This window comes from Streptomyces sp. MnatMP-M17, from assembly GCF_900091995.1.
GTDB lineage: Bacteria > Actinomycetota > Actinomycetes > Streptomycetales > Streptomycetaceae > Streptomyces.
Genome location: NZ_FMDK01000027.1, coordinates 1 through 11,535 on the forward strand (window position 1 = coordinate 1; position 11,535 = coordinate 11,535).

Below are 11,535 nucleotides of genomic sequence, written 5' to 3' on the forward strand. Positions count from 1 at the left end.
CAGCCGCTCCCGCGGCGGGCGCTCCCTCACCCAGCCTGATCCAAACGAAAGACCCTAGGGCTCCCGAAGGTGCCTCTATGTGATTAGGTAACCCTTACCTTAGTATGACGGCGACTCGGGCTCGACCCGGGGATCTGTCTGCTTGGGGAGGCGCGGCCAACGTGTCCGGTATCGAAGAAGTCATCGGCTACTGGCGTGACATGCCGGCGGTGTCCTCAGCCGAAACGGCGCTGCCGACCGATCGTCCCTATCCCTCGGTGCCCTCGGGCAACCGGGCGGTACGGAGCCGGAGCATGGCCGTACAGGCGACGAGCGAGACCTGTCTCGCCGCCTTCTTCGCGCTCCTGCACCGCTACAGCGGCGCCGCCGACATCACCGTCGGACATGAGGCGCTGCCGATCCATGTCCACCTCGGCGACGCTCCGTCGTTCCGTGAGCTGGTGAGGCGAGTGTCCGAGGTGCGGACGGCCGCCGAGGAGCACCGGCTCCCGCTGTCCGTGCTCGTCGACGAGCTGCGGCCCGAGACCACACGCGCGGGCGGGCACTTCTTCAACACCGCCTTCGGCACCGCCGCCGGTCTCGGTAGTCCCGTCGGCGCCGGTGAGGCGGAGGAGCCGACGGGCCCGCTGGATCTGGCGCTGAGCGTCGCGCCGGGCGCGGTCTGGCTGACATACCGTCAGGACCTCTTTGGCGAAGCCACCGTTGACCGCTTGCTCGGCCACTACGAGACCTTGCTGACGGACGGACTCGCCCGCCCGGACAAGACAATCGCCGGGCTGGAGCTGACCACCGCGCGCGAGCGGCACCGGCTGCTGGTCGAGCGGAACGCCACCGAGCACTCCGTACCGGCCGCCACCTGGCCCGCCATGTTCGCCGAGCAGGTCGAGCGGCATCCCGACACGGTCGCGCTGGTCTTCGAGGACGAGCGGTACACCTACGCCGAACTGGACGAGCGCGCCAACCGTCTTGCCCACGCGCTGATCGCCCGTGGAGCGGGCCCCGAGCACGTCGTGGCCCTCGCCCTGCCGCGCTCGGCCGAACTGATCGTCGCCGAGGTCGCCGTACTGAAGTCCGGCGCCGCCTATCTGCCCGTCGATCTGGACTATCCGGCCGACCGGATCGCGTACATGCTCGCCGACGCCGAGCCCGTCTGCCTGCTGACAACGGCCGACTCCCTCGAAGCACTGCCGTCGGAGGACGGAATCGCCCGGTTCGTTCTCGATCTGCCGGAAACCGTCGCCGAGTTGGCCGGGCGTCCCGCGCACGATCCCACCGACGCCGACCGCGGCGGGGTGCTCTCCGTCCTGAACGCCGCGTATGTCATCTACACCTCCGGATCCACCGGACGGCCCAAGGGCGTCGTCCTCTCCCACACCGGTGTCGCCAAGCTCGTCGCCACACAGACCGAGCGCTTCGGTGTCGGGCAGGACAGCCGTGTGCTCCAATTCGCCTCGCCCAGCTTCGATGTGGCCTTCTGGGACCTGTGTCTCGGTCTGCTCTCCGGTGGACGTCTCGTCGTCGTACCGAGCGAGCTCCGTGTGCCCGGCGCGGCCCTCGCGGACTATGCGAACGCGCACGGGATCACCTTTATGATCCTGCCGCCCGCCCTGCTGGCCGCGATGCCCGAGGACGCCCAACTGCCCGGCGCCGCAACTCTGCTGGCCGGGACCGAGCGCGTCTCGCCGGAGCTGGTGGGCCGGTACGCGCGCACGCGGATGATGTTCAACGCGTACGGTCCGACCGAGGCCACCACCAACTCCACGCTCGGGCTGTGTGATCCCGACACTCCGGCCGGCGCGGTCGTCCCGATAGGTGTCCCGGACCCGGGCACCCGGGCCTATGTCCTCGACGCACACCTTCGGCCCGTCCCGGACGGTGTGACCGGTGAGTTGTATCTCGGTGGCGCCGGACTCGCCCGCGGCTATCTCGGCAGGCCCGGCCTCACCGCCGAGCGTTTTGTCGCCGATCCCTTCGGCGCTCCCGGCGAGCGGCTCTACCGTACGGGCGATCTGGTCCGCTGGAAGGCCGACGGACGGCTGGAGTTCCTCGGCCGCGCCGACACCCAGATCAAGATCCGCGGCTTCCGTGTCGAACCGGGCGAGATCGAGTCCGTACTGCGCGGCCACCCGGCCGTCGACCAGGTCACGGTCGTCGCCCGCGAGGACCGGCCCGGCGAGCGCAGGCTCGCCGCGTACATCGTGCCCTCGCTCGACAGCGAGCCGGGCGACGAGGCCGCACAGGTCGAGGAGTGGAAGGAACTCCACGAACTGTTCTACAGCGCCGCCGGATCCGAGGGCCGAGGCGAGGGCGCGTCCGTCCGCGAGAACTTCGCGGGCTGGAACAGCATGTACGACGGCACTCCCATTCCCGTTGAGGAGATGCGGGAGTGGCGCGACGCCACGATCGACCGTATCCGTGAACCGGGCACGCCCCGGAGGGTTCTGGAGATCGGCGTCGGCAGCGGACTGATCCTTTCCTGCCTGGCTCCGGACTGCGAGGCGTACTGGGGTACGGACGTCTCGCAGGAGGCGGTACGGGCGCTGCGCGCCCAGGTGGACGCGGTGCCGGGCCTGGCCTCGCGCGTGGAGCTGAGCGCCCGGCCGGCCCATGACACCGACGGACTGCCGGAGGGCTTCTTCGACACGGTCGTCATCAACTCGGTGGCCCAGTACTTCCCGAGCGCGGACTATCTGTCGGACGTGCTGCGCAAGGTCGCGGCGCTGCTGGCTCCCGGCGGCAGGGTCTTCGTGGGCGACCTGCGCAATCTCCGGCTTCTGCGCACTCTGCGCGCCGCCGTCGAGAGCCGACGGCCGGCCACGCCCGACGACCCGGACAAGGCGGCGCTGCGGGCGGCGGTGGAGCGCTCCGTGAGCTGGGAGGGCGAACTGCTCCTGGATCCGGACTATTTCACCGATCTGCCGGGCCTGCCGGACTTCGAGGCGGACGTACTCGTCAAGCGCGCCACACACCAAAACGAACTGAGCCGCTACCGCTATGACGTGGTGCTGCGCGCGCGGGAGACGGTACCGGTCGGCCCGGTCCGCCCCGGCCCGGTCCGGTCCGGAGCATCGGCCGCCGACGGGAGCGAAGTTCGCTGGTCTGCGCTCGACGGCCTCGCCGCGCTGGACGAGCTGCTCCGCACCCGGCCCGTCCGGCTCCGTGTCACCGGTGTGCCCAACGGGCGTCTCGCAGAGGACCTTTCGGCGCTGCGCGCCCTGGAGGACAGCAGTACGCCCGCGCCCGACGGCATCGATCCCGAGGCGTTCCACACGCTCGCGGGCCGGCACGGCTACCGCTGCGCGGTCACCTGGAACGGACACGCCGACGACGGCCGTCTCGATGTGGTCCTTGTCGACGGCGAGGCGCCCGTCGGCCCGTCGTACCGGCCGGGCGGGACCTTCCCGTACGCCAACCGGCCCGCGCCCTTCCGCGACATCACCGCGCTGATGCGGACGCTGCGCGCCCATGCCGCAGAACGGCTCCCGGAGTACATGGTGCCGTCGGCCTTCGTACCGCTCGACCGGCTGCCCGTCACACCCAGCGGAAAGCTCGACGAGAAGGCGCTGCCCGTACCGGACTACGGGGCCCTCAGCTCCGGCCGGGCGCCGCGCGACGCCCGGGAGGAACTGCTCTGCCGGCTGTACGCCGATGTGCTCGGTCTGCGGTCGGTCACCATCGATGACGACTTCCTCGCGGTCGGCGGCGACAGCATCAACGCCATCCGGCTGCTGGTCCGGGCCCGTGAGGCGGGCATCCGGCTCACCACGCAGGACGTCTTCCGCCACCGTACGGTCGCCGCCCTCGCGGCCGTGGCCGTCGACCGTACGGAGTCGGCCCCGACGGCCGCCGACGGTCCTCTTCTCGCCCTCACCGAGGATGAGATCGCCGGGATTCAGGGCGCGGACCCGCTGGTCATCGAGGATCTGCTGCCGCTCGCACCGCTCCAGCAGGGCCTCTTCTACCATGCCTTCGCCGGCGGCTCCGGCTCCGGTTCCGGTGGCTCCGAGGCCGACGCGTACACCGTCCAGCAGATCATCGAGCTCGCCGGACCGGTGGACGGCGAGGCCCTGCGCGCGGCGGCGCAGCGTCTGCTCGACCGCCACGCACCGCTGCGCGCGGCCTTCCGGCAGTACGGCACCGACGGCGCCGCCGTGCAGATCATCACGCGCGGTGTCACACTGCCGTGGCGTGAGATCGATCTGTCGGGCCAGGGCGTGTCCGTCCGGGAATCACTCGCCGAGGCCGTCGCCGCCGACGAGCGGGCCAACCGCTTCGATCTGGCCCGGCCGCCGCTGCTGCGCTGCGCTCTCGTACGGTACGGCCCCGAACGCAGCGCGCTGATCCTGACGTTCCATCACATCATCGCGGACGGCTGGTCGTTGCCGGTTCTGCACCGCGAGCTGATGGACTCGTACGGTCACGGCCACGGCAACGGCCGCAGCGCTTCGGCGCTGCCGGAGGTCGCTCCGTACCGCACCTATCTGCGGCGCCTCGCCGGTCTCGACCGTGAGGCCGCCCGCACGGCCTGGCGCACCGCGCTGGCCGGTCTGGACGAGCCGACTCGGCTGGTCCAGGCCCCGGCCGGGACCGGACCGATCCGGCCCGGGCAGATCCGTATCGAGCTCTCCGAGCGGACCACCGGGCGGCTGGCCGCGCGGGCGCGTGAACTCGGTGTCACTCTCGGCACGGTCGTCCAGGGCGCGTGGGGTCTGCTGCTCGGCCGGCTCACCGGCCGGCAGGACGTGGTGTTCGGTACGACGGTCTCCGGACGTGACGGTGAGGTCGACGGTATCGAGTCGATGGTGGGCCTGTTCATCAACACCCTGCCCACCCGGTTCGTCTGGCAGCCCGCCGACACACTCGCGGCGCTGCTCGGCCGACTCCAGGACGAGCAGGCCCGGCTGCTGAACCACCAGCACCTCGGTCTGGCGGAGATCCAGCGGATCGCGGGCCTCGCGGGCAGCGGTGAACTCTTCGACACACTGCTCGTGTTCGAGAACTATCCGGCCGACACCGATCTGCGCGACCCGTCCGGCACGATCCGTATCACCGGCCATGAGTTCCACGACGCCGTCCACTATCCGCTCGCCCTCGTCGTGAAGCCCGGCCGACGGCTCGATCTGCGCCTCAAGCACCACGCCGAGCGGCTGAGCGGTGACGCCGTACGCGCCATCGCCGACCGGCTCTCCCTGATCCTGGAGACACTCGCCGACGACCCGGCGCGGCCGGTCGCACGGATCGGTCTGCTCTCCTCTCAGGAGCTGGCCGAGGCGGAGAGCCGGCTCACCGGCGCCGAGCGCGATGTCCCTCAGGCCACGCTGTCCGCCGCCTTCGAGGACCAGGCGGCGCGTACGCCGGGCGCGACGGCCGTCGTCTTCGGCGACGAGCGTCTGACCTACGCCGAGCTGGACGCCCGTGCCGAATCCCTGGCGCGGCGGCTGCGCGCCCAGGGCGCAGGTCCTGACCGGATCGTCGGCGTCGCCGTCCCGCGCTCCACCGAGCTGGTGGTCGCGCTCCTCGGCGTTCTCAAGTCCGGCGCCGCCTATCTCCCGGTCGATCTGGACTATCCCGCCGACCGGGTGGCCCATATGCTGGCCGACTCCGCTGCCCGTACGGTGGTCACCGTCGCGGACTCGGCCTCCCGGCTGCCGGAGACCGAGGGCCTCATGGCGCTCGTCCTGGACGCGCCGTACGACGATTCCCCCGAAGCGGCTCCCGGTGCCGGTACCGCCGCCCGCCTGGACGATCCCGCGTATCTCATCTACACCTCCGGCTCCACGGGCCGTCCCAAGGGCGTCGTCGTCACCCACCGCGCCGTCCGCAACCGACTGGCCTGGATGCAGGCGCGGTACGGCCTCCGGGCCGACGACCGGGTCCTCCAGAAGACACCGTCCAGCTTCGACGTGTCCGTGTGGGAGTTCTTCTGGCCGCTGACCGAGGGCGCGGCCGTCGTTCTCGCCAGGCCCGACGGACACCGCGATCCGTCCTATCTCGCCGCGCTCGTCCGCGAACAGGGCGCCACCACACTGCACTTCGTACCGTCGATACTCGAAGCGTTCCTCAACTCGGAGGATGTCACCCGCGATCCCGGCTGGGCCGCGACCTTGCGCCGTGTCTTCAGCAGCGGCGAGGCCCTCACCGTCTCCGCCGCGCGCCGCTGGCACACACTCACCGGCGTGCCACTGCACAATCTGTACGGTCCCACAGAGGCGGCCGTCGATGTCACCCATCACACCTACAGCCCCGACGAACCGCAGGACGGCATCACCGTCCCCATCGGGCGGCCGGTCTGGAACACCGGACTGCGGGTGCTCGACGCCTGCCTGCGGCCGGTCCCGGCCGACGTTCCCGGCGAGCTGTATCTCACCGGCGTCCAGTTGGCGCGCGGTTACCACGCCCGGCCCCCACTGACCGCCGAGCGCTTCACGGCCGATCCGTACGGCCCGCCCGGCAGCCGGATGTACCGCACCGGCGACCTGGTACGCCGGCGCGCCGACGGTACGGTCGAATATCTCGGCCGCACCGACCGGCAGGTCAAACTCCGCGGCAACCGGATCGAACTCGGCGAGATCGAGGCCGCTCTCGTCCATCAGCCGTCCGTCGCCCAGGCCGCCGTCACCGTCCGCGAGAACGTCCTCGTCGCCTATGTCGTCGGTACGGCGAACCAGGTGCCGGACGCCGCCGCGCTCCGGGCCGCGCTCACCGGCACTCTGCCCGCGCCCGCGGTGCCCACCGCCTATGTCGTCCTCGACGCCCTGCCTCTCACACCGAGCGGCAAGCTCGACCGGGCGGCCCTGCCCGCTCCGCAGGCCGTACGGGCCGGCGCGCGCGCCCCGCGCGACGCACGCGAACGCACTCTCACCGACATCTTCGCGGCCGTGCTGAAGCTGACGGACGTCTCCATCGACGACGACTTCTTCCTGCTCGGCGGCGACAGCATCAGCTCCATCGGTGTCGCGGGCCAGGCCCGCCGCGCCGGACTGGACATCGGCCCTCGTGACATCTTCGAACACCGCACTCCGGCCGCCCTCGCCGCCGTCGCGGCGCTCACCGTCACACGCGAGCCGGACCGGTCGGCCGAGCCCTCCTTCGTACTCACCGCCGAGGAGACCGCCCGCGTGGAGCGGCTCGCTCCCGGCGGTATCGAGGACATCTGGCCGCTCGCGCCGCTCCAGGAAGGGCTGTTCTTCCACTCCACCTACGACGAGAACGCCCTGGACGTCTACACCGTCCACGAGTCGTTCGACATCGCGCGCCGGATCGACACCGGCCGGCTGCGCGCCGCCGTACGGACACTGCTCGCCCGTAATCCCGCCCTGCGCGCCGGATTCACCAGCGAAGGGCTGCGCCGGCCGGTGCAGTTCATCGTCCGCGATCCGGAGATCCCGATCGAGGAGATCGACCTCACCGGCGTCCCCGGCGTCGAACAGGACGAGCGGCTGCGCGCGTTGATGGACGAGGAGCGGACACGCCGCTTCGATCTCACCAGGCCGTTGCTCTTCCGTGTCCTGCTGGTCCGGCTCGGTGAGGAGCGCGGCGACCGGCTGGTGATCGGCCGCCATCTCATCCTCTGGGACGGCTGGTCGGCCTGGCTCTTCCTCGATGAGCTCTTCGCCCTGTACGAGAGCGCCGGCGATCCGGCCGGCCTGTCGCGCCCGGGCTCGTACCGCGACTATCTGTCCTGGCTGGACCGGCAGGACACCGACGAGGCCACCCGCGCCTGGCACACCGCGCTCGACGGGCTGGACGAGCCCACTCTGCTTGTACCGGCCGCCGCCGACCGCGGGCTCGAACCGATGGTCCCGGAGAGCCTCGACACCGTACTGACCGGCGAGACGAGCGAGCGGCTGCGCGACATCGCCCGCCACCACGGACTGACGCTCAACACCGTCCTGAACGCGGCCTGGGGACTGGCGCTCGCGAGCGCCACCGGCCGCGCCGATGTCGTCTTCGGCACGACCGTCGCCGGACGGCCGAGCGAAGTGCCCGAGGTCGCCGGCGTCATCGGGATGTTCCTCAACACCGTGCCCGCGCGCGTCGCGTTCGACCCGGCCGAGCCGGTCCTCGATCTGCTGCGACGAGTACAGGCCGAGCGTCTGGAGTTGCTGCCGTACGAGTATCTGGGCCTCGGCGTCCTCCAGGCGGAGACCGGCCATCGCCGTCTCTTCGACACACTGTTCGTCCTGCGCAACGCCGACACCGAGGACCGGCTGGACGTGCTGCGCGAGCGGCACGGCGCCACCGCCGTGGCCAATGTGGACGCCACCCACTACCCGGTGAACCTGGTCGTCACGCCGGGCCGACGGATCCGTATCACGCTCTCCCACCGTCCCGATGTGATCGAGAGCGGCTACGCGCAGGACCTGCTGGACCGGTTCACACTCCTGCTGGACGGGCTGACGGCCGATCCCGCCGCTCCTGTCGGCAGCCTTGACCCGCTGCTGCCGGCCGAACGAGAGGCCCTGGAACGGGAGAACACCGCCAGCCGGGAGCCCGTTCCGCACGAGACGGTCGCCGACCTGCTCGCGGCCCAGGCCGCCCGTACTCCCGACGCGACGGCCCTTGTCTTCGGCACACGGTCGCTCACCTACGCCGAACTCGACGCGCGCTGCGACCGTCTGGCCCGGCTGCTGATCTCACGCGGTGCCGCGCCCGAGCGAGTGGTGGCGCTCGGACTGCCGCGCTCCCTCGACATGGTCGTCGCGCTCTTCGCCGTCCTGCGCACCGGCGCCGCCTATCTGCCGCTGGAACTGGACTATCCCGCCGACCGGCTCGCCCTGATGCTCGATGACGCGGAGCCGCTGCTCCTGCTCTCCACCGCCGAGGTCTCGGACACACTCGAAGGAGACGTCCCGCGCCTCCTGCTGGACGATCCGGCCGTCGCGGCGGAGCTCACCGCGCTGCCCTCGGGACCGGTGCGTGTCGGCTTCAGCCTGGAGCATCCCGCCTATGTCATCTACACCTCCGGCTCCACCGGCCGTCCCAAGGGCGTTGTCACGCCGTATCGCGGCTTGACGAATATGCGGCTCAACCATCAGAAGGAGATCTTCGGTCCGGCCATCGCCTCGGCGGGCGGCAGACGGCTGCGCGTCGCGCACACCGTCTCCTTCGCCTTCGACATGTCGTGGGAGGAGCTGCTCTGGCTTGTAGAGGGACATGAAGTCCATATCTGCGACGAGGAGTTGCGCCGTGACGCCGAGGCACTGGTGGCGTACTGCGAGACGCACCGGATCGACGTCGTCAATGTCACACCGACCTACGCCCATCTCCTCATCGAGGAAGGGCTGCTGGAGGGACACCGGCCGCCGCTCGTCCTGCTCGGCGGCGAGGCTGTCACCGAGACCGTGTGGAACCGGCTGCGTGACACCGACGGGACGTACGGCTACAACCTCTACGGGCCCACCGAATACACCATCAACACGCTCGGCGGCGGTACGGACGACAGTCCCACCCCGACCGTCGGCCGCCCGATCCGCGCGACCCGGGCGCATATCCTGGACGCCTGGCTCCGGCCGCTCCCGGACGGCGTTCCCGGCGAGCTGTATATCGCCGGTGTCGGTCTGGCGCGCGGCTATCTCGGCCGGCCGGGACTGACCGCGGAGCGCTTCGTGGCCGATCCGTTCGGTGAGCCCGGCGAGCGGATGTACCGTACGGGCGATCTCGTACGGCGGCGAGCGGACGGCAATCTGGACTTCCTCGGCCGCACCGACGACCAGGTCAAGGTACGCGGATACCGTGTCGAACTCGGCGAGATCGAGACCGCGCTCAGCCGGCATCCGCAGGTCGCCCAGGCCGCCGTCATCGCGCGTGATGATCCGTCGGCGCCCGGCACACAGCGCCTCGTCGGCTATGTCGTCCCTGCCGAACTCGACGCGGAGAGGCGCGAGGAGGCCGAGCGCGAGCAGATCGGCGAGTGGCAGGAGATCTACTCCGCCGAGTACACCGAGATCAACACCGCCATTTTCACGGAGGACTTCGCCGGCTGGGACAGTTCGTACGACGGGACGCCCATCCCGCTGGAGCATATGCGCGAGTGGCGGGCCGCCACGGTCGAGCGGATCGGTGAACTGCGGCCACGCAGGATTCTGGAGATCGGCGTCGGCTCCGGGCTGCTGCTCTCACAGCTCGCGCCGACGGCCGAGGCGTACTGGGCCACCGACTTCGCCGAGCCCGTCATCCGCAAGATCGGCGAGGATCTGCGGCAGGAACCGGAGCTCGCGGCCAAGGTCGAGTTGCGGGCCCGTCCCGCCCATGACCTCGACGGACTGCCAACGGGATTCTTCGACACCGGCGTCATCAACTCGGTGATCCAGTACTTCCCGAGCATCGACTATCTGACCGATGTCATCAACGGCGTGATGGAGCTGCTGGCCCCGGGCGGAGCCCTGTTCATCGGTGATGTGCGAAACCTCCGGCTGGCCCGTGCCTTCCAGACCGCCATCCAGCTCACCAGGGCCGAGAAGGGCACGGATCCGGCGACCGTACGGCGGGCCGTGGACCGAGGCATGGCGCTGGAGAAGGAACTCCTCATCGATCCGGACTACTTCACCACTCTGGGCTTCGACGTCGATCTGCGCACCAAGGCGGGCCGTCACCAGAACGAACTGACACGGCACCGCTACGACGTCGTCCTCCATCGCGGCCACAGCGATGCCGTGGAGCTTGCCGACGCTCCGGTGGCCGACTGGGCGGGACACGAGGCCCTTGCCGCACTCCTTGAGGAGCGGCGTCCCGAGCGGCTGCGTGTGGTCGGTGTGCCCGACGCCCGTACGGTCGGCGAACTGGCCGCCGTACGCGCTCTGGACGAGGGCCGTCCGCATGGCCTCGCGGAGGGAGGTGTCGAGCCCGACACACTGCGGGAGCTGGGCTCACGGCTCGGCTACCGCGTACTCACCACCTGGTCCGCGCGACTCGGCGTGTACGAAGCGGTGTTGGTCCGGGACGCGGCCCCCGATGGCGATGGCGATGGCGGCACCGGATTCCGCCTGACCACCGGTCTCTACCGCCGGGCGGACGGTGTCGCGCCGTACGCCAACGCGCCCACCACCGCGCGCGGTGCGAACGGACTCGTACGCCGGCTCCGCGAGGACCTCAAGGAGCGGCTGCCCGACTACATGGTGCCGGCCGCCTTCAGCGTCCTGCCCCGGCTGCCGATGAACGACAACGGAAAGCTTGACGTACGGGCGCTGCCCGAGCCCGAGCCGGCCGTCGCACAGGGCTCGGGACGCGGTCCGCGTACCGAGCAGGAGGAGATCCTGTGCCGGCTGTTCGCCGATGTACTCGGACTGCCCGGGGTGGGCGCCGAGGACAACTTCTTCGATCTCGGCGGCCATTCGCTGCTCGCCACCCGGCTCATCAGCCGTGCCCGTAACGAGCTGGGCGCCGAACTCGCGATCCGTGATCTCTTCGAGGCTCCGACGCCGGAGCTGCTCGCGGACCGGACCGGTGGCGGCCGGCCCGCGCGCCCGGCCCTGGTGCCCGAGGCGGCCCGGCCCGAGCGCCTTCCGCTCTCGGCCGCGCAGCGGCGGGTGGGGG

At 70.8% G+C, this 11,535-nt stretch carries 1 protein-coding gene; it reads left to right on the forward strand.

The features are described 5' to 3' along the window. Nucleotides 1-200: 200 nt before the first annotated feature. Nucleotides 201-11,535, forward strand: an 11,335-nt coding sequence (locus GA0115259_RS01620; RefSeq protein WP_176732390.1) for a non-ribosomal peptide synthetase, incomplete at its 3' end; no start/stop codon positions are given.